This window comes from Streptomyces sp. NPDC051104 (assembly GCF_040682835.1).
GTDB classification, from domain to species: Bacteria; Actinomycetota; Actinomycetes; order Streptomycetales; family Streptomycetaceae; genus Streptomyces; species Streptomyces cynarae.
The window spans coordinates 8,885-33,204 of the sequence record NZ_JBFBBS010000031.1 but is presented as its reverse complement, the minus strand read 5'-3'; the positions used below and the strand labels follow the sequence as shown (position 1 = coordinate 33,204).

Sequence of the window (24,320 nt, the reverse complement as noted above, 5' to 3'; positions counted from 1 at the left end):
GAAGTACCCGCCTCATCCCGGTCGGCAGCGCCGTGTCACAGCCCGCGACCTCATGCCTGAACACGCCATCCGACGTTCCGTAGACTCGCGCAGAGGGACGCGGCGGCACTCCGCTCGACCATCAGCTCCACCAGCCCGCGTGGCGGGTCGGGGACGTGTTCGATGCGTACGTCCTCGATGTTGACGTCGGCTGCTCCCGCGTCCGCCAGCAACTGGGCGAGCACTCCGGGCTGGTCCGAGACCTCCACCGACACGACGGCCAGCTCGAAGAGCGGACGGCCTTCCTTCTGCGGAAGGCGCTCGCGCCCGGCGTTGCCGCGGCGCAGCAACTCCTCCAGGTCCCGGCGGCCCTGCTTGCGGGCCGCCTCATCGCTTCCCCCCAGCGTGCGCAGGGCCGAGACGGCGAAGGCCAGCTCGCCCGCGAAGGCCTGGAGAACCTCGGCGACTGCGGCCGCGTTGGCTTCCAGGATGTCGCTCCACAACCCCGGATCGCCGGCGGCGATTCTCGTCATGTCCCGCAGTCCCTGGCCGGAGATCCTGACCGAGGCGTCCTTCGCCTGCGCGAGACGTGACGCCATCAGGGCGGAGACCAGATGCGGGGCGTGGGACGTCAGCGCCACCGCCCGGTCGTGCTCGGTCGTGTCCATCAGCACGGGCACGGCGCCGCACAGCGACACCAACTCGAGCGTGTGGTTGAAGGCGCTCTGCTCGGTGCGGTCGGAGGGCGTCAGCACCCAGTAGCGGCCGTGGAACAGATCGGCCCGCGCGGCCAGCGGCCCGGAACGCTCCCCTCCGGCCAGGGGATGGCCTCCGACGTAGCTGGTGGGATCACCGCCGAAGGCGGCCAGCTCTTCGACCGGGCGGGCCTTCACACTGCCGACGTCCGTGTAGGCGTGCGCCAGTCCGCTTCGCTGCCAGCGGGCCACCTCGGCGCTGATACGGGCCGGCGGGACGGCGAACACCGCCAGATCCACCGGTTCCTCGGGCAGGTCGAGGGAGCCGGCGCCCATGGCGGAGGCCGTCCGGGCGCTGGCCGGATCCGCGTCACTGAGATGTACGCTCACCCCACGCCGGCTCAGCGCGAGTGCGACCGAGGTGCCGATGAGACCGGTCCCGATGACCGCGGCTGACCTCATCCTGCCGCTCCCTTCTCACTGGCCGGCCCCTCGGCCTGCGCGCGATGGCGTCCGGTCTCCGCCTCGATGAAGCGGGCGAGGCGTGCGATGCCTTCCTCGATCTCCCGCGGAGCGAGATAGCTGAAGGACAACCGCAGCGCGTGCTGGCCGTGGCCCCGCGGGTAGAAGTACGACATCGGCGTCCACAGGACTCCGAAGTCCTCGGCGGAGCGGGTCAGCGCCGCGTTGTCCGCCACGAAGCCGACGTTCATGGTGAGGAAGAAGCCGCCGCTCGGCTTGTTCCACCGCACGCCGAGTCGCGAACGCGCGTCTGCGGGGAAGGCGCGTTCCAGCGCGCGAAGGATCGCGTCCAGCCCCTCGCCGTAGTGGGCGGCGGAATGGACGTTGGCCTTGGAGAGCCGTCCGTCCGAGGCGAGCAGCACTCCGGCGACCGCGGCCTGGCTCAATGCCGGCGTATTGACCGTCACCATGCTCTTGATCTTGGCGAGTTCGGCGGCGAGCAGTCCGGTCTCTCCCTCGGCGTCCTGGACGCCCTGGTCGGCCACGACGAATCCGACGCGGGCGCCCGGAAAGACCGTCTTGGCGAAGGAGCCGATGTGGATGACCCGGCGCCCCTGATCCAGCGACTTCAGAGTCGGCAGTTGCGTACCTCGGCTGACCAGGCGGTAGGGGCTGTCCTCGATGATCGTCACCTGATACCGCTCGGCGATGCCGAGCAGCCGCCGGCGGTCCTGCAGGGACAGGGTGTTGCCGGACGGGTTGGAGTGGTCCGGGATCAGGTAGCACGCGGTGGGACGCCGGCCTGCGGCCGTCTCTCGCTGGAGAGTGGCTGCGAACTCCTCGCAGCTGAACCCGGCTTCGCCCTCCTCCACCTCGGCGACGGAGATGTCCAGCAGTGAGGCCGCGCCGGTGATGCCGACATAGCAAGGGCTCGACACCAGCAGCACCTGGTCCGGCTGCGAGAACAGCGCCCGGAGCACGAGGATCATGGCCTCCTGGGCGCCCACCGTCACCACGATCGACTCCGGTGCCACGTCGATCCCTTCGTCCGCACGAAGGGAGTCGGCGATCAGCTCGCGGATCTGACCCGCCGCCGGCCCGTACTGGTACAGAGAGTTGCGGATACGCTCGGGCGGGGCACCTCGCTCGGCGAGGTGATCGAGATAGCGCTGGACGGCGGCGAAGATGTGCTCCGTTTCGAAGAACCCTTCGAACGGGCGGCCCGGCGCGAAGGAGATCGCCTGCGGATAGCGGTCGGCGACCTCGTTGAGGAAGTTCATGGAGTCGAGCAGCGGGTCCGAGACGCTCGGGTGCAGGTCGCCCTTGCGCAACACGCCCGGCGGGGAGGGCAGGGCGGACCGTACCGGGCGGGTGTCGCGCACCACCGGATGCCGTACCTCACCGACCCTGTCCACGCGCTGGATCAGGGCCGGACCTGCCTCCGCGGGCGAACGGGTGCCGGTGAGAGCCATGGCGTCGACCAGTTCGGAGCGAAGGATGTCCAGCACCCGCTCGACGCCGGCCTGCCCGCCGGCCGCCAGACCGTGCAGGACCGGACGGCCCAGGAGCACCGCGTCGGCACCCAGGGCCAGCGCTGCCAGAACGTCAGTGCCGCGCCGGAAACCGCCGTCGATCAGCACAGGGCAGGAGCCGGCGACGGCCTGTACCACCTCGGCCAGCACGTCCAGGGTCGCGGGTGCCCCGTCCAGCTGGCGGCCGCCATGGTTCGAGACCACCAGGCCGTCGGCGCCCGCAGCACTCGCGAGTGACGCGTCCTCGGCCGTCATGATGCCCTTGACGAGCACCGGCAGAGTGCTGACCGAGCGAAGCCACTCCACCACCGACCAGTCGAGGGCCGGATCGAGAGCAGCGCGGCCGTGGTCCGCGGGGGACTCGAACCCCGACCCGGTCAGATTCGCCGGCCGGATCCCGGCCGGAAGCCGGAAGGAATTCCGCTCGTCCCGCAACCGTCGTCCGAGATGTGGAGCGTCGGCGGTCAGGACCAGGGCCTCGAAGCCGGCCTTCTCCGCCCGCTGTATCAGTTCCCGGGTGACGGCACGGTCGCGGAAGCAGTAGACCTGCAACCACAGCGGTGAGGTCGCCTCGGCGGCGAGTTCCTCGAAGGTGCGTCCGGCGAACGTGCTGACCGCGACGGGAAGTCCAGCCGCGCCGGCGGCCCGTACGGTGGCCAGTTCGCCGTCCGGATGGACGAGTGTGTGATAGGCGACCGGGCCGATTCCGAAGGGTGCGGCCCAGGCGCGGCCGAGGAGCTTGACCCCTGGGTCGGGCCGACCGGTGCCGGTCAGTGATCTCGGTCGCAGTCGCACCCCGTCGAAGGCCGACCGGTTCGCCGCGAGGGTGCGCTCTTCGCCTGCGCCGCCTTCGATGAAGTCCCACACGGGTGGTGACACCCGTGGTCGTGCCAGGCGTTCCATGTCGGCCAACGACAAGGCGGCACCCTCGGCATCGGCGGGGGAGAAGGCGGACCCGCTCACGCCGAAGCCACCCGCTCGCGCTCGACAGCCTCGTACAGTGCGCGGATGTTCGCGCTGCCGAAGCCCTGGGCTCCGCGGCGCTGTATCAGCTCGTAGAAGAGGGTGTTCCGCTCGTGCGGAGAACGTGAGAAGAGCTGCAGCAGATACCCCCACTCGTCGCAGTCGGCGAGGACATGGGTGTCGGACAGATTCGCTATCTGGTCGGCCATGCTGGGAATGCGCTCACGCAGCATCTCGTAATAGGTGGCCGGAGTGCTCAGGAACTCGACTCCGCGAGCCCGGTAATTCCGTACAGCGGCGACGATGTCATCCACCAGAAAAGCGAGGTGCTGGACACCGGAGCCGGAGTTGCGCCGGAGGAACCCGTCGATCTGTCCCGGTTCTCGGCTCGGGTCGGGTTCGATGATGGTGAATGTGACACCGCCCGAAGGGCTGCGCACCACTACCGAATCCATGGCCTGTGTTCCCACTTCGACGTATTCGCTGTAGAAGCGCTCACAGCCGAAGCCTTCGATGTAGTACCGCACGGCGTCCTGCAGGCTGCCGGCGTCGAGGCACACGGCGATGTGGTCGAGAGACAGGACCGCCTTCGGCTGCCCGCCGGCCGGCGTGCCGGGCTCCAGGCGGGTCCAGGTCCGATCGGCCGGCAGTTCACCGGCACCCTCGCGCTTCGCCTCCAGCAGGGTGTGCCGCACGTCGCCGAAGCCGGAGACGACCGTGGTACCGGAGTCGGCCGGCAGCACCCGGCCGCCGGCCGCGACGACTGCCGCTGCCGTGGCGGGCACATCATCGCAGCCGAGCGCGATATCGGCGACGCCGTCACCGTGCTCTTCGACGAACGACTCGGTGGCCGGGCCGCTCGACACGATCAGACGGACCTGCCCCTGGCACAGCAGCGAGGAACTCAGCCGAGGTGACTCGGAGACTGCCATTTCCTGGAATCCGAAGGAGGAGGTGAAGTATTCGACCGTCTTGTGGCGGTCGGCTGCGTACAACTCGACGAAGGGGATGTTCTGCGCAGACATGTCAGTCCTCCCGGGTTGAGCGCCAATTCCCGCATTGATGTTCCGAGGGAAGGCTGGCACGCGGTACGCGAGGGCAACAAGGGATTCCAATACTCCACCAATAAGGCGCCAGGAGGCTGCCAGCGAGATCCCACAAGCCGTCCACACGCCAGCCATCGGCGTCGTTGATAGTGACTTCGGTCAGCCGGGGTGATCACCCCTGGGTCACCGATCAGGTGGGGGAGTCGAATGATGGGAAAAGAGGGGCCGGGTACCACCGGAACTGCGGTCGCCCTGGAATTCCGGCTGCCGGACGACGCTCCGGCTCCGGCGTCCGGCGCCGGGCTCGCCCGGGCTGTGGCGGCGCTGGCCGCGGTGGTGCAGCGCAGGGAGGGGACCGAACGGGTGCCTGTCGCCTGGCGCGGCCCGGACACCGGCGGCGACCTCCGACACGCGGTACTCACGGTCTCTCCCGGCCTTCGTTTCGACGTACTCGCCGACCAGGTGAAGGACAGCCTCCGGAACGGCATCGGCGAAGCCCAGCCGGTGGCGCTCGAGGTGGAGGCCACAGAAGATCCCCTCTGCGTACGCGTCCCGCGCACACCCGCCGGTTACTCGACCGCTGATTCCGCACGCCTGCTGTCCCAGGCCGGCGCGCTGCTCTCCGACGCCGCACGCCGACCGCACGCGAACCTGGGCGAGCTCGTGATGACGGGCCCGGACGAAGCGCTGCTGACCCGTCGATGGGGCGCGGGCCGGCCCGTCGGCGACCGGACGGGGGCGGTGCCGGACCGCATCGCCGACCAGGCACGCAGGCGCCCCGACGCGGCGGCGGTCGTGTGCGGTGACACCGTGCTGAGCTACGGCGAGCTCCACCGGCGGGCTCGGGCGCTCGCCACCCGGCTGGTCTCCCGCGGGGTGTCGCCGGAATCGCTCGTAGCGGTACGGGCCGACCGTTCGCCCGAGCTGATCGTCGCTCTCCTCGGGGTGCTGACGGCGGGCGGCGCCTACCTCGCCCTCGACCCCGAGCAGCCCCGCGATCGGACCAGCCGCCTGCTCGCCGACGCCCGACCCGCGCTCATCCTGGCAAGCCGTGACCACCTGCCCGGCCTGCCTGCCGCCGAGGTCCCGGCGATCGAGCTGGAGAGCGAACTGACCGCGGCCGAGGACGAGTCGGCAGCGGCCCGCCTGCCCGGGATCCACCCCGCTCAACTCGCCTATGTCAGCTACACCTCGGGCTCCACCGGCGAACCTAAAGGCGTCGCTGTCCCGCACGGCGCCGTCGCTCGTCTGGTGGATCCCGACTGGGCCTCCTACGGCCCCGCCGACGTCTTCCTGCAGATCGCGCCCGTCGCCTTCGACGCGTCGACGTTCGAGATATGGACGTGCCTGGTGCACGGTGCCACGCTCGCCGTCTACCCGCCCGGCCGGATCACCCCGGAACTGCTCGCCGAAACCGTCCGGCGTCACGGCGTCACGGTACTGTCGCTGACCGCCGGACTCTTCCACCAGGTGGCCGACACCGCACCCGAGGTCTTCACCGGGGTACGACGGCTGATCGCCGGAGGCGACGTCGTCTCGGCCGCACACGTGCGCAGTGTCCTGCGCGCCCACCCCGGGCTGTCCTTCACCCACGCGTACGGCCCCACCGAGAACACCACGTTCACCACTGTGTGGACGACGGACGGTCCGCCGCAGCACGAACACATGCCCATCGGAGGCCCGATCAGGGGCACCGACGTGGCCATCCTGGACGAGTCGCTGCACCCGGTGCCGGTCGGAGTGGTCGGCGAACTCTACGCCTTCGGAGCGGGGCTGGCCCGCGGCTACCTGCGCAGGCCCGCGGCGACGGCCGAACGCTTCCTGCCCGATCCCCGCCCCGGCGCGCACGGCGCCCGGATGTACCGGACCGGAGACCTCGCCCGCTGGAGCGAGACCGGCGAGATCGAGTTCCTCGCGCGCGCCGACACCCAGGTGAAGATCCGTGGCTACCGGGTGGAGCTGGGCGAGGTGGAGGCCCGGCTGCGCGAGTTCCCGGGTGTCCGGGACGCCGTCGTGGTGGTGCGCACCGGTCCGTCCGGAGAGCGGGAGCTGGCCGCGTACCTGGTCCCGGCGGAAGACGCCGAAGAACCCGTGGAGTTGGCGCGTGAGGTGCGGCGGCTGCTCGGTGAGTCTCTGCCCTCGTACATGATCCCGCACCGCCTGTACGCGATCGACACCCTCCCCCTGAACGTCAACGGGAAGGTCGACCGCGCCGCGCTCGGGACCGGCCCCGGGGTACGGGAACTCGGTGCGGGGAACAGCGCGCACCCGGCCGTTCCCGGAACGGAACTAGAACGAACCGTCGCGGCTGCCTGGCGCGACGTGCTGGGCCGGGATGCCGGCCTGCACGACAACTTCTTCGAGGCAGGGGGCGATTCGCTGCTGCTGCTGCGGTTGCGCGCGCGGCTGGCTCAGCTCCTCGGCCGGAAGGTGGCGACCGTCACACTCTTCAGCCACCCCACGATCCACGGGCTCGCCGAGCACCTCGCTGGGGAAACCGCTCAGGTGCCTTCGCAGCCGGGCGGAACCGGCACGCGCGAGTCGGCCGAGCGAGGGCGCCAAGCGCTCAGGGACCGGGCGCGCCGACTCGGCGCCGGGCGGGAGGGACGATGACCACAGCGTTCGATGACGAGACGCAGGGCGGCACGACAGGGCTGGAAATCGCCATCGTCGGCATGGCCGGCCGTTTCCCGGGCGCCGCGTCCGCGGCCGAGTTCTGGGAGGTGGCCCGTACGGGGCGGGAGACCATCTCCCGTTTCACCGAAGAGGAACTGGTGGCTGCCGGTGTGCCCGCAGACGTCCGCTCACGGCCTGACTTCGTGCCCGCCGGCGGACTGCTGGCGGACGCCGACCGCTTCGACAACGAACTGTTCGGTTACACCCCCCGGGACGCCGCACTGCTCGACCCGCAGCAGCGTGTCTTCCTGGAGACGTCCTGGGCCGCGCTGGAGGACGCCGGATACGCCGCCGAGCCCTGCCGGGGCCTGGTCGGCGTGTACGCCAGTGCCAGCCTGAGCACCTACTTGCTGCACCACCTGAGCACCGATCCGGCCGCTCTGGGCGGTGCCACCCTGCACGAGCTGATGCTGGCGAACGACAAGGACAGCCTCGCCACCCGGGTCGCCTACCACCTCGATCTTCAGGGCCCCGCCCTCACGGTCCAGAGCGGCTGCTCCTCGTCCCTGGTGGCGGTGCACCTGGCCTGCCAGGCACTGCTCAGCCGCGAATGCGATCTCGCGCTGGCCGGCGGGGTGTCCGTGCACGTGCCCCAGCGCGAGGGCTACCGGGCCCGGCGCGGCGGTGTCATGTCGGCGGACGGGCACGTGTACACCTTCGACAGCCGGGCCACCGGCACGGTCAATGGGGACGGCGTCGGTGTCGTCGTGCTCAAACCGCTGGCCGACGCAGTGCGTGACCGCGACACGGTGTACGCGGTGATCAAGGGCTCCGCCGTCAACAACGACGGGGGACGCAAAGTCGGTTTCACCGCGCCGCGTGCCGAGGGCCAGGCGGCCGCGATCCGGATGGCGCACCTGGCTGCGGAGGCGGACCCCGCATCGATCTCCTATGTCGAGACCCACGGCACCGGAACCGCCCTCGGCGATCCCATCGAGTACGCCGCGCTGTGCGAGGCGTTCGACGCCGGCGACCCGCGTCCGGACAAGGGCAGCTGCGCCCTGGGATCGGTCAAGCCGTGCGTCGGTCACCTGGACGCCGCGGCCGGCGTCACGGGAATCATCAAAACGGCACTCGCACTCCACCACCGCACCATCCCGCCGAGCCCGTACTTCCGCCAGGCCAACCCGGAGATCGACCTCGACGCCGGCCCCTTCCGCATCCCCGTCGTACCGGAGCCCTGGCCACAGGGAACCGGGCCGCGGCGCGCGGGAGTGAGCTCCTTCGGCATGGGCGGCACCAACGCGCACGTCGTCCTGGAGGAAGCCCCCGCCCCCACGGCACCGGCTCCCACGCGCAACTCCGCCCAGCTGCTGGTGGTGTCCGGCGCGTCCCCGCGGGCGCTGGCGGACAACAGCGCCGCGTTGGAGCGTGCGCTGGCCGAACGGCCGGATCTCCCGCTGGCCGACGTGGCCTTCACCCTGCAACTGGGGCGCCGGTCACTGCCGTACCGCAGGGCGGTGGTGGCCAGGGACCGGGCCGAGGCCCGGGCCGGGCTGTCCGCACCGCTGGGCGCAGCCGAGACCGAGCGGCCGGCGGATGAGAGGCGGGTCGCCTTCCTCTTTCCGGGGCAAGGCGCTCAACACCCGAGGATGGCTGGAGAACTGTACGAGACCGAGCCGGCCTTCAGGGCCGCGTTCGACGCCTGCGCCGATCTGCTCGCCGGTGAACTGGCGACCGATTTGCGGGTGGCCGCGGAGCTCGTGCCCGGCCCGACCGGTGCGGCGGCGGACCTGCTGAGCCGCACGGAATTCACCCAGCCCGCCCTCTTCGCCACGGAGTACGCTCTCGCGAGCCTCTGGGCGGAGTGGGGCGTGCGTCAACATGCGATGCTCGGTCACAGCGTGGGCGAGTACGTGGCGGCGTGCCTCGCCGGAACGTTCCAGCTGGACGATGCGGTGCGCCTGGTGGCCGCGCGCGGCCGGCTGATGCAGCACCTGCCGTCCGGCCGGATGGTGGCCGTGCACCTGCCGGCCGATGAACTGACCGCGCTGCTTCCGGACGGGGTCTCACTGGCCGCGTCCAACGGTCCTCGGCTCAGTGTCGCCTCCGGACCGCCGGACGATGTGGCGGTACTTGTCGCCGAGCTGGCGGAGCAGGGCATACGCCACAGCCTTCTGCACACGTCCCACGCCTTCCATTCGGCCATGATGGACCCCGTCCTGGAGGAGTTCACCGACCTGGTGCGCGCGGCCCGGCCGCGGCCTCCCGAGACGCCCTTCGTCTCCAACCTGACGGGCCGCTGGATCACCGGGGAAGAAGCGACCGACCCCGCATACTGGGCCCGCCACCTTCGCCGGCCGGTGCGCTTCAGCGAGGGGCTGCGGCAGCTCCTCGACGGCCCCGACCCGTACGTGCTGCTGGAGGCCGGGCCGGGTACGACGCTCACCACCCTGGCCCGCCAGCACGCCCTGGCCGACGGGAACCATGTGGCCGTCTCCTCGCTCGGCCATCCCCGGCAGGCTGTCCCCGACGGTGTCGCCGTGCTCTCGGCGCTCGGCACGCTGTTCACCGCCGGAACCACTCCTGACTGGGAGGGCTTCTGGCGCCACGAGACGCGGGGCAGGGTGCCGCTGCCCACGTACGCGTTCGAGCGGCGCCGCCACTGGATCGGCGGCGGGCCGAACGCGACGCCGGACGAGCCTGCCGAGCAGCCGGCCGCCCGGACCGGCCCGGTGCCGGCCTCGGGGAAGCCGGTCGCCGACCGCGTGCGCGCGATATGGCAGGAACTGCTCGGCATCCCCGACATCCGTCCGGACAGCGACTTCTTCGCCCTGGGCGGCCACTCCCTCCTCGCCACTCAGCTGGTCGCCCGGGTGAGCGACGACCTGGCCGTGGAACTCTCCGGAGCCGCCCTCTTCGACGCCCCCACCCTGGGCGAGTTCACCGGTCTCGTCGAACGCGCCTCGGCCGACGCCGAGCAGCCGCTCGGGGATCTCATGGCCGAGCTCGACGAGCTCACCGCCGAGGAGCTGGAGCAGCTCCTGGGGGAGGTGAGCGATGGCTGAGGCCCTGGACCGGCGTGCGGCGGGTGAACCGGGGCGCCCGGGTGAGCCGGGTCGCCCGTCCTGCGGCACCCGCCCAGCCGGCCGGTCACCTCGCCGACCGGAGCAGTGGCAGACGGACGAGGTGACCGTCCCGGTGCCCGCGTCGATGGAACTGGCGGCACGCGAACTGGGGCAACCGACCCGGATCGCCGCCGAGTCGGTCGTCGTCGCGGCCGGCTTCCTCGCCCTGCTCGGCCGGTACACGTGCCGGGCGGACCAGGTCGTCGGCTGGCGCAGCTGGGACGGCCCCGCGGGCGCTGCCGGGTACCGCACGCTCCGGGTGCCGACACCCGCGGACGCCACGTTCCGCGCCTACCTCCACACCGTCGCCTCGGCCCTGGCAGAGGCGTACGAGTACCCCGCCCTGACGGAGGAGCCGGACACGGACGTCGGACCGGACATCTCCTTGCACATCGGGATGGGCCCTGCCCCCGTCGCCGCGTCCGAGGCGGCGCCCTACGACATGTTCCTGGAACTCGGCGCCCCGCAGGGCGAACGACCGACTGTACTGCGCTACCGCAGAGGCCTGCTGGACCGGGCGACCACGCACCGGCTGGCCGACCAGCTCAGCGGCCTGCTCGAGGCCGCGGCGGCCAACCCCGGCTGCCGCATCGCGGAGCTGCCCGTCATCACTCACATGGAACTGGAGACGGTCACCATGAGTCTGGCCCGAGGCCGGGAACTGCATCCCGAGCACACCAACGTGGCCGAGTTGTTCCAGCAGCAGGCGGCACGGACCCCCCAAGCGGTGGCGGTCGAGTGCGGTGAGCACCAGCTGACCTACGCCCAGCTGGACGCCAGGAGCACCGAGATCGCCACCCGGCTCACACGGCTCGGCGCCGGGCCCGGCACTCTGTGCGGCCTGCTGCTGGACAGGTCCGCGGAACGGATCGTGGCCCTGATGGGCATCCTCAAGACGGGTGCGGGCTATGTGCCGCTCGACCACGAGCATCCCGCCGAGCGGCTGGCCACCATCCTGCGGGACTGCCGGCCGGCCGCCGTCCTGACCCGCAAGGGCTTGCGGGAGCGTCTGCCGGACGGTGACGCGCCGGTCGTGGAGGTCGACGACAACGCCGTGCCGGTGCCCGGCCCGGCTCCGCTCCGGGCGCACCCGCGCGACCTCGCCTATGTCATCCACACCTCCGGATCCACCGGCCGCCCCAAGGGCGTCATGGTCGAACACCAGGCAGTGGTCAGTTTCCTCACCGGCATCCGCGACCGGCTCGACCTCGGTCCCGGGGTACGCATGCTGCAGTTCGCCGGGATCACCTTCGACGCGACGATCTGTGAGATCTTCGGGCCCTTGGTCAACGGCGGAACAGTGGTCGTACCACCGCCCGACGCCGACACCGTCGGCCCCGGGTTGCTCGACTTTCTGCGCACGGCGCGGGTGACCACCGCGCTGCTGCCTCCTTCGCTGTTGTCCGTGCTGCCCGACGACCATCCGCTGCCGGCGCTGAACACCCTGCTGGTGGGGGGCGAGGTGGTCTCCTCGGCCGTCTTCGCGCGCTGGGGCCGCCGCCGTCGCTTCCTCGTCGGATACGGCCCGACCGAGACCACCCTCATCGCCTGCACCGGGGACCGGATGCTGGAAGACCGGCCGCCCGCGATCGGCCGCCCGCTGCCCGGCGTGGAGATATACGTCCTGGACGAGGCCATGTCCCCGGTCGCCCCCGGTGTGACGGCCGAGATCTGGATCGGCGGGAGCAACCTGGGCCGCGGCTATCTGGGGGCGCCCGCCCTGACCGCGGACGCCTTCCGGCCGCACCCCTTCACGGACCGGCCCGGTGCCCGGCTCTATCGCACCGGCGACCTGGGCCGCTGGCTGTCGAGCGGGGAACTTGAATTCCTCGGGCGCGCGGACGGCCAGCTCAAGATCCGTGGACATCGCGTCGAACTCGGCGAGGTGGAACAGGCGTTGTCCGGACTGCCGGGTGTCCAGGACTGCGCGGTGGTGCCGCACGGCATCGGCGCCGACCTGAAGCTGGTCGCCTTCGCCGCCGGCATCGCGCTCGACCCCGCCGCACTTGCGCGTGGGCTCGCCGCGCGACTGCCGCGGCCCATGCTGCCCGCGCTGATCGTGCCGCTCGACAAGATGCCCATCGCCTCGCACGGCGGGAAGGTCGACCGTGGCCGGTTGCGGGAACTCGCGGAAACGGCGCTGCTCGGCGCGGCATCGGCGCAACTGCCGACCGATCCGCGGGAACGGCGGATGGCCGAGTTGTGGGCCGACGCGCTGGGCGTCCCGGCCGTCGGCCGGGACGACGGCTTCGTCGCCCTGGGTGGTACCTCGCTGCAGGCGGCCCGGGTGCTGGCCCGCCTGCGCGACGAGGACGGAGTGAGGATCGGCTTCGCCGACTTCTTCTCCGCCGCCACCCTGGCCGACGCCACCGCGCTCATGACGGCCGAGGAGGCCCACGTCCCCGCTCTGCCGGCACTGCAGGCCTCCTCCGCCGCGGAAGACCTCGCCTCGCCCGGGCAACAGCGGCTGTGGTTCCTGAGCACGCTGGGCAGGCGCGCCAGCGCCGCGTACAACGTGCCTGTCGTCACCCGGTTGCGCGGCCGGCTGGACCGGGGCGCCCTTGCTTCCGCGCTGACCGCGGTCGTCTCCCGGCATGTCGTGCTGCGCACCGGGTTCGTGCTGCGGGACGGCGCATTGCGGACCGTCGTGGCGGACACCGCCGATGTCATCCTGGAAACCCTGGACGTCGGCGCGGAACCGGAGCCGGAGCATGCTGCGCTGCGGGCTGCCCAGGCACGAGCCGCTACCCCTCTCGACCTCGACCAGCCGCCGCTGCTGCGGGCCACCTTGATTTGCGTCTCCGACGACGAGCACCTCCTCGTGCTGGTCATGTCCCATCTGATCACCGACAACGCGTCAGTGGACCTCCTGGACCGGGAACTGGCCGCCGCGTACGCCAGCACGGCTCTGCGTTCCGGTCCGCTGGAAGACGGTCCCACCTACCGTGACTTCGCCGCCTGGCAGCGCGCCCTCGCGGACAGCGAGGCCCGTGCGAACGACGAGAGGTACTGGCGCGGCCGGCTGGCCGGGGCTCCCAGCCGGATCCCACTGCCCTACGACAAGCCACGCCCGGACAAGCCGAGTTTCGCGGGACGGCGGATCACACGGGCACTGCCGGGTGCGCTCGCCTCGAGGATCGCCGGACTCGCCCGGGCCGAGGGCGCGACCCCGTACGCCGTCTTCCTGGCCGCGCTCGCTGCGCTGGTCGACCGGGTGACGGGCGAGGACGACATGGTGATCGGATCGCCGACCGCGGGCCGGCCGAGCCCGCAGTTGGACGAGGTCATGGGATTCTTCGTGAACACCGTTCCGCTGCGGCTGCGCACCACCGGCTCGCCGAGCCTGCGCGCCTTGCTGCGGGACGCCGCGCGCGTCGCAGGCGAGGCGTTCGAGCACCAGCACGTGCCTTTCGAATGGCTGGCGAGGGAATTCGGCGGTGGCGCCGACGCAATGTCGTCGCCGCTGGTGCAGCTCGTGCTGGCCTACCAGGGGCCACGGCGGCCCAACGCACGTCTCGGCGGGCTCGACTGCGAGGCGGTTTCCGTGGACAACGGGACCGCCAAGTTCGACCTCACCCTCGAGATCGAGGAGGTCGGAGACGGCCTGGTGTGCACCGCCGAGTACAGCACCGACGTGTTCGAGCCCGCGACGGCGGAGCGGCTGCTCGACTGGTACGTCCGCCTGGTCGAGACGGCGGTCGACGAGCCCGACACACCGCTGTCCGCGCTCCGGCTGTTCCGCGACGCCGAACTGTCCTGGGTACCGCCGTCCGCGACCGGCCGGACGGCGGCGGAGCGCTGCCTGCACACGTGGTTCGCCGAGCAGGCCGTGCGGCTCGCCGACCGGACGGCCGTGACCGACGGTGTGACGCCGCTGACGTATCAGGAGCTGAACCGGGCGGCCAACCGGCTGGCCCACCACCTGCTCCGGCAGGGTGCCGGTCCCGGCCGGCTGGTCGGCGTCTGCGCCGAGCGCTCGGTGGACACCGTCGTCGCCCTGCTGGCCGTGCTCAAAACGGGCGCGGGCTACCTGCCCCTTGACCCTGCGCACCCCGCCGAACGGATCCGGTCCGTTCTGGCGGACGCGGGCTGCGGCCTGGTCGTGGGCGAGGCCCGGCACCGCGGCCTGGTGGGTGACGACATCGCCGTTCTCGCGGTGGACACCCTGGACCTGGGCGGCGAACCCGACACCGACCCGGCGTCGGACGTGCGGCCGCAGGACGTCGCCTACGTCATCTACACCTCCGGCTCCACCGGCCGGCCCAAGGGAGTCATGGTCTCCCACGCCAACGCCACCCTGCTGTTTGAGAACACGTGGGACGCCTTCCGCCCCGGGCCCGACGACGTGTGGACCGCCTTCCACTCGTTCGCCTTCGACTTCTCCGTCTGGGAGTTGTGGGGCGCACTGCTGCACGGCGGCCGGCTCGTCGTGGTGCCGTATGCCAAGAGCCGCGATCCCGAGTCCGTCCTGCGTCTCCTGATCGCCGAGAAGGTCACGGTGCTCAACCAGACTCCGTCCGCGTTCCGTGGTCTCATCCGTGCCGCGGAGCGGACGGGGTGGCCGGAGACGGCCCTGCGGCTGGTCGTCTTCGGCGGCGAGGAGCTCGAACCCGCCATGCTCCGGCCGTGGTTCGAACGGTACGGCGACGCATCACCGCGCCTCGTCAACATGTACGGCATCACGGAGACCACGGTCCATGTGACACTGCGCCCGCTGTGCGCCACCGACGCCGCCTCGCCGTTCAGTCCGATCGGTGCCCCCCTGCCCCATCTCGGCATCGCCGTGCTCGACAAGCGGATGCGCCTGGTCCCCGCCGGCACCATCGGTGAGATGTATGTCAGCGGCGCCGGCGTGACGCACGGCTACCTGGGGCGGCCCGCTCTGACGGCAGAGCGTTTCGTACCCGACGCGTTCGGGTCCCCGGGCCGGACCATGTACCGCACCGGCGACCTGGCCGTTCTTCGACCGGATGGCGAGCTGGTCTTCTGCGGCCGTATCGACGACCAGGTGCAGCTGCGCGGCTTCCGCATCGAGCTAGGGGAGGTCGAGGCCGCGCTGCTCGCCCAGCAGGGGGTCCGTGAGGCGGTGGTGGTGCTGGGTGAGGACGGCGATGGCGAGCCCCGCCTGGTGTCCTACGTCGTCACGGAGTCCGGTGGGGCGTCCGCCGAGACACTCCGCACCGGTCTGGCCGACCGGCTTCCGGCCTACATGATCCCCTCGGTCTTCGTCGAGCTGGAACAGCTGCCTCTGACGATCAACGGCAAGCTGGACCGGGCAGCGCTGCCCGCGGCGCCGGTGCGGCCGGAGCCGGCCGGCCCGGCGCCCGTGACGGAAGCGCCGTCCACCCCTGTCGAACAACACCTCGCCCAGGCATGGTGCGCCGCGCTCGGCCTGCCACAGGTGGGCGTGCACGACAACTTCTTCTCACTCGGTGGTGACTCGATCACCGCCATCCGGATGATCGCCCATGCCCGGGAGGCTGGCCTCGCGATCAGCGTCGAGGAGCTGTACCTGCACCCCACCGTGGCCGAGCTGGCGACACGGTGCGGCGACCGGACACCGCTCGGCACACCCCTGTCCGGCCTGCCCGCCGAACCGCCCGCCGAGGCGGACAGCGACACGGAGCCCGGCAGTTACCCGGTCAGCAGTATGCAACTCGGCATCATCTACGAGTGCGAGGTGTCCGGCGATCCGACCCTCTATCACACCCTCACCAGTGTCCGGGTAGCCGGGCCGCTCGACCTCGTGGCCCTGCGCCGGGCGCTGGACCGGATCTCCGACCGGCACGAGATGCTCCGGACCTCATTCGACATCGACGCATTCCCCGAGCCGCTCCAGACGGTGCACAGCTCGGCACCCATGCCGCTCGTCCACGTCCTCGCCCCGGACGGCCCCGGCCACGAAGCAGCGCTGCGCGACTGGTGGTCCGCCGAGTGGAAGCAGCCCTTCGACCTCGCCGAGGCACCGCTGGCCCGCTGCCACGTCCTGGAGTACCGGGACGGTACGTACAGCATCGCGCTGTCCCTGCACCACGCCGTGGAGGACGGCTGGAGCATGGCGCTGATCATCAGCGACCTGCTGCTGGCGTACGAGGCGGAACTCGGCGGGGACATCCGCCTGGAGCCGCTGCCCCGCATCCGTTACCGGGACTTCGTCGCCATGGAACGCGAGGCCGCGGCCTCTCCGGGGACGGCCGCGTTCTGGGCCGAGCGCATCGCTGGGGCGAGGACCCGCACCGTGTTCCCGCCGGAACAGGGGGCGGGGGGCGACCCAGGAGTGGACCCCGAGGTCTGTGTGCCGGTGCCGCGCGAACTGGTTGAAGCGGCCCGGAACCTCGCCGATCGGCTCGGGCTGCCGGTCAAGAGTGTCTTCCTCACCGCTCACCTGTGGACTCTGGGCGCACTCACCGGCAGCAATGACGTCGCCACTGGCATCGTCGGCAACGGACGGGCGGAGAGGGAGGGCTCCGACCGGATCGCCGGTCTGTTCCTCAACTCCCTGCCTTTCTACCTCTCTCTGGAGGACGGGAGCTGGCGGCAGGCCATCAGGAAGGTGTTCGAGGCGGAGCGGGAGATGCTGCCGCACCGGCGTTACCCGATCGCGCGGATGCGAGCGGCGGCCGACGGTCCTCTCTTCGATGTCATGTTCAACTACGCCGACTTCCATGACTTCGACCGGCTGGGCGCGCTGTCCATCGTCCGCCCGCTCGACTGGTGGTTCTCGGCCCGGACCGCCTTCACCCTGGATGTGGAGTTCGCCGCCCGTCCGCAGTCCGACCAGTTCGACCTCTTCGTCCGCGTCAACCGCCGGCACGCGGACCCCGCTCTCGCGGAGAGGACGGCCGCGGTCTTCCTCGATACGCTCGGCGCGATGGTGCTGGACCCGGACGGCCCGGCCGGAGGTGAGCGATGAATCCCTCCGCCGTCACCGAATCCGCCGGACGCTGGTTGTCGCGCCAGGACAGCACCGGCCCTCGTGAGGTACAGCTGGTGTGTGTGCCGTATGCGGGCGGGGCCTCGTCGGTCTTCCGTGACTGGGCCGGGGCCCTGGCGCCCGGGGTCGAGCTGCTGGGCGTCGATCTGCCCGGCCACGGGCGGCGGTTCAGCGAACCGCTGTGCACGGACATGGCCCGCATCGTCCAGGCACTCGCCGACGAGATCCAGGCCGTACGATCGGGGACCCTGTGTCTGTTCGGGCACAGCCTGGGCGGCCTCATCGCCTACGAGACGGCACGGGAGCTGACGGCACGGAGCCACGGCCCCGACCACCTGTTCGTCTCGGCCGTCCGCCCGCCGGCACAGCGGGTCACCCGAACCCTGCACACTTTGGACGACACGGCGATGCTTACCGGGCTGATCCGCCTGGGTGGCATCCCGGACCAGGTGCTGGCCGACGAGGAACTCATCCGGGTCTTCCTGCCCATGCTCCGGGCCGACCTGATGCTGCGGGAGACCTACGTGGCCTCCGACGGACCCCTCCCGCGGTGTCCGCTCACCGTGTTCGCCGGCGCCGACGACGCGTCGGTCCCGCAAGCCGAACTGCCCCAATGGGCCGAGTGCACACGGGGCGACTTCGAACTCGTCAGCCTACCCGGCGGGCACTTCTTCCTCCATGACCACGAGCCCCTGCTCGCGCTGCTGGGCGATCGCCTCACGGTGCACCGGACGGCGGAGAGAGGCACGAACGATGACTGAAGACCTCGCGGCGCGGCTGGCGTCGCTCACGCCCGAGCAGCGGCGCGCCCTGGCACTGCGGGCACGCACGCGACGGGATGCGCAAGACCGGGCGGCGGGCGGACAGCACCCCACCGAAGCACCGCTCTCGCACGCGCAGGAACGCCTGTGGTTCCTCAACTCCCTTGATCCCGGAGACCCCGCGTACAACATCACCTTCGGGGTCCGGCTGCGCGGGCCCCTCGACAGGACGGCGCTCGAACAAGCCCTCACCACAGTGGTCGCGCGCCACCCGGCCCTGCGCACGGTCTTCGCCGAGACGGCGGAGGGCACCCGGCAGATCGTCCGCGACCCGGCTCCCGTACCGCTTCCGCTGACCGACCTGGGCACCGTCGCCGACCCGGCCGGCGAACTCGCCGCCGTCACCGCCGGGCACACCGGTCACCGGTTCGACCTGACCACGGGCCCGTTGCTCACGGCCCGGCTCGTCCGGCGGGCCGCGGAGGACCACCTGCTTCTGCTGGCCGTGCACCACATCGTCTTCGACGGCTGGTCGAGCGAGCTGCTGCTGGCGGATCTCGTCGCCTGCTACGGCTACGCGGCCGGTGGTGCCGAGCCACCCGTGGAGCCCGCCGCCCTCTTCACCGACCACGCGGCGCGTGAACGCAGCACGCTCACCGGCGAGCAGCTGCACCGGGACCTCTCCTTCTGGAAGGCCGAACTGGCCGATGCCCCGACGCTGTCCACTCTTCCGGCGGACCTGCCGCGGCCGGCGGTCCAAAGTCACCGCAGCGGCTGGCGCGCTGTCGTCGTGCCGAGCGAGCTGACCGACCGGCTCGACCGTCTGGCCCGTGGCGAACGAACCACCCTCAACGTCATCGTCCTCGCGGCCGCAGCGGCGGCGCTGCACCACTCAGGTGCTCCGTCGGATCTCCTGCTCGGCGTGCCCGTCGCCGGGCGGACGCGGGTCGAGCTGGAGGCGGTGATCGGCTGCTTCGCCAACACTCTGGTACTCCGCAACCGGCTGGAGCCGCAGGTCACCGTCCGTGACCTGCTGGCCCGCACCCACCGCTCGCTGCGCGAGGCCTACGCCCACCAGGACGCGCCGTACGCCCAGGTGGTCGAGGCGGTTTCCCCGGCGCGAGGCCGGGGACACAACCCGCTGTTCCAGGTCATGGTGAGCGTGAACGAACTGGCCGAGCAGACGCGGCGGCAGGCCGGCGGTGTGGAGTTCGCACCGGAGGAACTCGAGCTCGGCAGCACCGACTTCGACCTCTTTCTCGCGCTGCGCCGGGACGGGGAGGAACTGCGCGGCGATCTCACCTACAGTTCCGATCTCTACCTGGACGAGACCGTCGACGGCTTCGTCACCACGCTGCTCGCGACCCTCGACGCGTTCACGCGTGAACCGGACGGTGCCCTGGCCGAGCTGGCGCCTCTGAGCCGGCGCCGGCTGGCCACCGCGGCCTCCTTCACCGTCGACCCGGTGCACGATGTGATCGGCTTCTGGTCCGGTTTCCTGAGGTGCCCGATCGACATCCGGGCCGCGCCCTACAGCCAGTTGCTGCAGCACCTGCTGTCCGGTGACCCGGGCGACGCCACCACCGTGTACCTGCGGTGGGCGGACTGGCTACGGCACTGGGACGGCGGGGACAGGACCGCGTTCCTGACCGGGGTTCTCGACGACCTGGTCGCTGCCGTGCGCTCCTTCCGGGACCGCACCCAGGCGCCGCTCCTGCTCGTCGTGTGCCCGGCCGCACCCGGCGATCGGGAACTCGACGCCCTCTTCGGACGGTTGGACGATCTACTCGTGCGCCGGATCGGCGGGATCCTCGGTGTGGAGGTCGCGTTCGCCGTGGAATGGGCGCCGCGGGCACAGGTGCGAGACTGGTTCGATCCCGGAGCGGACGAGTTGGGACACGTCCCGTACACACCCGAGTTCTATGCCGCGCTCGGCACCTTCGTCGTCCAGCGGCTGGACCGCGTCTGGGCGGCCGGCTTCTGGCCCACGGAGGGCGCGCGGGCTGCCCACATCCAGGACCGGCTGGCCGATGCGGCTGCCGTGGCGGAACGGGTCGTCGTCTCCTCCGGTGGAGGAAGACAGGCGGGGCAGCCCCAGGTGCCCCCGCGCACGCCGGCGGAGGAACGGCTCGCGGCCATGTGGGCCGAGGCCCTGGGGGCTGCCGAGATCGGCGTCACGAGCGACTTCTTCGCGTGCGGCGGCCACTCGTTGCTGGCCACCAGGCTCGTGTCCCGCATCCGCAGCGAGATGTCCGCCGACATCTCTCTGCACGACTTCCTCTCCCACCCGACGGTCGAGCAGCTGGCCCGCCTGCTGGACGAGAGCGGCCGGCCGACCGGCTCCGGGCAGCGGATCCGCCCCGTGCGCCGCGACCGGGCTCTGCCGCTCTCCTCCACCCAGCGCCGCATGTGGACCCTTGCCCAGCTGACGGAGGAGTCCGCCGTACACAACACGCTCTACGCGGTGACGCTCTCCGGTCCGCTGGACGCCGCAGCGTTGCGCCGGGCCCTCGCCGTGGTGACCGACCGGCACGAGGTGCTGCGGAGCACGTTCGTCTCCACCGACGGCGTTCCCACGGTGCGGATCCACGAGACCGTCTCCCCGTGGCTGCCGGCGGTCGACCTGGGGGACCGGCCCGAGCCGGAGCGCGCGGACATGGTGCGGGACCTGGTCCGCCAGGAGATCCGTACACCGTTCGACCTCGCCGAGGGGCCGCTCCTGCGCGCCCGGCTGATCCGGGCGGAGGAGGAGATCCACCACCTGGTGATCACCATGCACCACGCGGTGTGCGACGGCGAGTCGTGGAATCTGTTCCTGACCGAGCTGGCCGAGGTCTATGGTGCGGCGCTCGCGGGCCGCGAGCCCTCCCTGCCGGCTCTGAGCGTCCAGTACGCCGACTTCGCGGCCTGGCAGGAGCAGTGGCTGTCCAGCGCCGAGGCGAGGCGGCAGACCGAGTTCTGGCGCGAGACGCTGGGCGGCGCCCCCACGGTGCTCCGCTTGAGGGACGCCCGTCCACGCCCGGACCAGTGGTCGGGCTGCGCCGGCAACGTACGGCACCGCCTGGCCCCGGAGGCGGCCGAGGCGCTGCGTGCGATCGGCCGCCGGGAAGGCGTGTCCGCCTTCACGGTGCTCCTGGCCGCCCTGGCCGTGACCCTCCAGCGGGCCGGAGCCGGTGACGATCTGGTGCTCGGCGTTCCCAGCCGTGGGCGTGACGTGCCCGAACTGGAGCCGGCCATCGGCTACTTCGCCGACCTTCTGCCGCTGCGCCTGGACCTGAGCGGTCGGCCGGGATTCCAGCAGCTGCTCCACCGGGTTCGTGGCACCACCACGGAGGCCACGGCCCGGCAGGGGATTCCCTTCGCGGGCATCCTCGACGCCGTGCGCCCGCCCCGGAGCCCCGGACACCACCCGATCTTCCAGTGGGTCGTCAACTACATCGAGCGCCTGGAACCGGAGCCCGGTCTCCCGGGACTGGTGACGGAGCACCTGCCGGCCCACGACACACAGATCGACTTCGACGTCTTCCTCAATGCCGTCTGGGAGGACGGACAGCTCCTGCTCGACGCCACCTACGCCGTCGACCTCTTCGCCTCCGAGACGGTCCAGGGGCTGCTGCGGTCGGTGGAGTCGGTGGTGCTGACGGTCCTGGAGGATCCGGCCGCCGCCCTGACCGAGGCGGACGGGGCGGCGGCCGCTGCCCCGGTGGCACGGCTCGCCGCGGCGAGCACCTTCCCGGACGGCGTGCCCGACGCCACGGTGGCGGACTGGCAACGCCGGCTCGGCCTCACCGTGCGGGTGACCCGGGAACCGGCTGGTTCGGTGCTCCGACCGCTCGCCGATCCCGACTCCGCGTTCCGCACGGACGAACAGGATCTCGGCGCCGTCATCCTGCGCTGGGAAGACCTGTTGCCTCCGGTGGTGATGCCCGAGGACGGCCTGCGCGAGGTGCTGTGGCACGCCGACGAGGCGCTGTGGGACCTTGTCCGCGCCGTGCGGGACTTCCGCACCCGGCAGCCGCTGGTCCTGGTGATCTGCTCGGCCTCACCGGCCTGGTGTGCCCTGGCCGGTGTCTTTGCCGGACTTGGTGACCGGCTGACTGCCGCCCTGGCCGATCTCGCCGACGTGGAGGTGGTTGTCCTGCCCTCCGGACACGGTGCGGAGGCAGCCGCCGAGCACGTGCTGCGGCGACTTCCGCACAGCTCCGGATTCTCGCCACGGTGGGTGGCGATCGACGGGGCGGCGATGGACAGCCTGCAGCTGCTGCGTACGACGGCCGAACAACTGTCGTACGGTCGGCGTGTGCTGGTCGCAGCCGGCTCCGGGCCACTGCAGGACGGCGGTGTGCCGGCCGGAGCCACCCGCCTCGGCGACCTGACCGAGGACGTGCCGCGGCTCGTGGCCGACGGGGAACTCGCGCCGTCCGCCGGCCTGGTGCTCGTGGACGATGCGGAGGAGACGCGCCGCAGGATCCCCGGGGCCCTCGTCATGGCGGCGAGGACGGCACGGGACGAGGCCGCGTCCTGGCCGCTCGATGCTCCGCTCGGCCGTCGGGAGCACCGCCCCTGGCCGGACTCCATGACCGCTGTCCCGGCGGCCGGAGCAGCCCCGGCCGCGGGGAGCGACACGGTCTCCGGCGTGGCCCGGCTCCTCATGGAGATCTGGCGGGACCTGCTGCATGTCGATTCCGTCGGGCTGCACGACAACTTCTATGAGCTGGGCGGCGACTCGATGCTCGCCATCGAGCTTGCCTATCGTGCCGTCGAGGCCGGGTTCGAGCTGACCCCACGCCACGTCATCGACCACCCCACGGTGGCCGCGCTCGACGCCCTGCTCGCCGGTCAGGAGAACACCTCGGCGGCACAGGAGACCGACGACGCCGACGAGATCGCCGCACTGGGAGCAGGACAGCACTGGTTCATGGCGGAGGTCGCCGCGCACATGCAGCGGCCCGGCCATTTCAATCACCCCTACTACCTCCAGCTGCCCGGACCGATCGACCCGGACGCGGTCCGGGAAGCAATGGACACGCTGGCAGCCGCCCACGACTCCTTGCGGATCGAGCTGCGCCAGGACACGGACGGCGGCTGGTACCTGAAGCGGAGGCAGCAGGAGGAGGGGCTGCCGTTCGAGACCGTCGACGTCTCCGGTCTCCCGGCCGAGGAGCGGGATCGCACGGTCGAGACGCTGACGGCCCGCGCCCAGGCGTCACTGGCACTGGGCGGCCCCCTGTCACGCGCCTTGCACCTGCGCATGGGCGAGGGCGGAGACCGGATTCTCCTCGTCAACCACCATCTGGTGACGGACGGCGTGTCGCGAGGCGTCATTCTGGAGGACCTCAGGCGGCTGCTCATGCGGGCACCGGACCAGTCGGCGCGGCTCACCACCACCACGTCCTACGTCAGCTGGGTGCGCGCGTTCGACGCGTACGCCCAGTCCCCGCAGCTCCGGACGGAACTGCCCTTCTGGCTCGAGCAGCGGACGACCGCGGCGGCCCTGCCCATGGACCTCCCCGGCCGGATGACCTTCGGCACCCTCCGGCACGAGGGCTTCCACCTCACGGAGGAGGAGACGAGGGGCTTGCTGGAGACGGCCCGGCGCATGCGGTTGAAGACCAACGACCTGCTGGTGTGGGCCGTGGCCGGCTTCCTCGCGGACTGGACCGGACAGCCGGAATGCGCCCTCGCCATGACCGGCCACGGCCGCGACGACCTGGCGGAGGGAATGGACCTGTCCCGGACGACCGGCTGGTTCCAGGTCTTCTATCCGCTGCGTCTGACGTTGCTTGGCCGTCACCAGGAGGTGGCCGCGGCCACCGACCTGGCCCGTCAGGTCGCTCGCGTACCGGGCTCCGGAATGGGCTGGAGCGCACTGCGCTACGCCTGCGCCGACCCCGAGGTACGCGCGGCCATGGCCGAGGTGCCCCTGCCACGCGTCAGCTTCAACTACATGGGCCACTTCAACTTCGAGGAATCCCGGCAGGGCGCGGACGTCTTCAGCCTCTGTCATGAGCCGTACGGCCTGGAGCAGGACCCCGAGGGCACGGCACCGTTCGACATGGACTTCGTGGCGTCGATGACCGGAGACCGGCTGCGCATCGACGTCAACTACGGGCTCCACTGCCACAAGCCGGAGACGGTCGAGTGGATCCTCGCCGAGCTCCGCGACCGGCTGCGCCGTGCAGCCGGTGCACTCCGATGAACGAT

General features: G+C 71.4%; 8 protein-coding genes. 5 read left to right on the top strand and 3 right to left on the bottom strand.

What is annotated here, in order from left to right:
- Nucleotides 1-50: 50 nt before the first annotated feature.
- From AB0N14_RS30165 to hppD, 3 genes are read right to left on the bottom strand one after another with little or no spacing between them, the layout of a single operon-like run.
- Nucleotides 51-1,136 (bottom strand): prephenate dehydrogenase, encoded by a 1,086-nt coding sequence (locus AB0N14_RS30165; protein ID WP_366028859.1) that lies wholly within the window; start codon nucleotides 1,134-1,136, stop codon nucleotides 51-53.
- Nucleotides 1,133-3,631 (bottom strand): aminotransferase class I/II-fold pyridoxal phosphate-dependent enzyme, encoded by a 2,499-nt coding sequence (locus tag AB0N14_RS30160; RefSeq protein WP_366028858.1) that lies wholly within the window; start codon nucleotides 3,629-3,631, stop codon nucleotides 1,133-1,135. The genes AB0N14_RS30165 and AB0N14_RS30160 overlap by 4 nt, the downstream gene beginning before the upstream one ends.
- Nucleotides 3,628-4,812: a 4-hydroxyphenylpyruvate dioxygenase gene (gene hppD / locus AB0N14_RS30155; RefSeq protein ID WP_366028857.1), complete on the bottom strand. Its 1,185-nt coding sequence runs from the start codon at nucleotides 4,810-4,812 to the stop codon at nucleotides 3,628-3,630. Before hppD ends, AB0N14_RS30160 begins: the two co-directional genes overlap by 4 nt.
- Nucleotides 4,813-4,884: 72 nt before the next feature.
- Here hppD and AB0N14_RS30150 point away from each other — a divergent pair, with 72 nt between their 5' ends.
- The 5 genes from AB0N14_RS30150 to AB0N14_RS30130 are packed head-to-tail and all read left to right on the top strand — an operon-like array spanning nucleotide 4,885 to nucleotide 24,315.
- The gene (locus tag AB0N14_RS30150) at nucleotides 4,885-7,290 is read left to right on the top strand and encodes a non-ribosomal peptide synthetase (protein WP_366028856.1); all 2,406 of its coding nucleotides are present in this window, start codon (nucleotides 4,885-4,887) and stop codon (nucleotides 7,288-7,290) included.
- Nucleotides 7,287-10,361 carry a type I polyketide synthase gene (locus AB0N14_RS30145; protein ID WP_366028855.1) on the top strand — a complete coding sequence of 1,025 codons (3,075 nt, stop codon included), beginning with the start codon at nucleotides 7,287-7,289 and terminating at the stop codon, nucleotides 10,359-10,361. The genes AB0N14_RS30150 and AB0N14_RS30145 overlap by 4 nt, the downstream gene beginning before the upstream one ends.
- Nucleotides 10,354-17,334 (top strand): amino acid adenylation domain-containing protein, encoded by a 6,981-nt coding sequence (locus tag AB0N14_RS30140; protein ID WP_366028853.1) that lies wholly within the window; start codon nucleotides 10,354-10,356, stop codon nucleotides 17,332-17,334. The genes AB0N14_RS30145 and AB0N14_RS30140 overlap by 8 nt, the downstream gene beginning before the upstream one ends.
- The gene (locus AB0N14_RS30135; protein ID WP_366028852.1) at nucleotides 17,331-18,116 is read left to right on the top strand and encodes an alpha/beta fold hydrolase; all 786 of its coding nucleotides are present in this window, start codon (nucleotides 17,331-17,333) and stop codon (nucleotides 18,114-18,116) included. The genes AB0N14_RS30140 and AB0N14_RS30135 overlap by 4 nt, the downstream gene beginning before the upstream one ends.
- Nucleotides 18,109-24,315, top strand: a complete 6,207-nt coding sequence (locus AB0N14_RS30130) for a condensation domain-containing protein (RefSeq protein ID WP_366028851.1) — start codon at nucleotides 18,109-18,111, stop codon at nucleotides 24,313-24,315. The genes AB0N14_RS30135 and AB0N14_RS30130 overlap by 8 nt, the downstream gene beginning before the upstream one ends.
- Nucleotides 24,316-24,320: the final 5 nt, after the last annotated feature.